The organism is Stenotrophomonas sp. STEN035, from assembly GCF_056759935.1.
Window position 1 is genome coordinate 1 of sequence record NZ_JBRRDY010000087.1, and the last position, 380, is coordinate 380.

Annotated in this window: 1 protein-coding gene; it reads left to right on the forward strand. The window is 69.2% G+C overall.

The features are described from left to right. The coding region (locus tag ACVOLL_RS20595; protein WP_481514568.1) for a transposase at positions 1-380 on the forward strand (380 nt) is incomplete at both ends.

Sequence of the window (380 nt, forward strand, 5' to 3'; positions counted from 1 at the left end):
ACCGCAGGGTAGGGTGCGGTATCAGCTCAAGACGCCGTGGCGCAATGGCACCACGCATGTCGAATGGGATGCGGTGGACTTCATCGCCAAGCTGGCGGCACTGGTCCCGCCACCTCGCGCGCATCTCACCCGCTTCCACGGCGTATTCGCCCCGAATGCAAACCTGCGTGCGCAGCTGACGCCCTCGGGGCGCGGCAGGCGGCCTGCGGGCGATGCGGTGCCGGTTGACGCAAGCGCCCACGACGAGCCGCGCAGCCCCGAGCAGAAGCGCCGTGCGATGAGCTGGGCGCAACGGCTCAAGCGGGTCTTTTCCATCGACGTCACCACCTGCGCCCACTGCGGCGGCGCGGTGCGGATCGTCGCCAGCATCGAGGAACCCA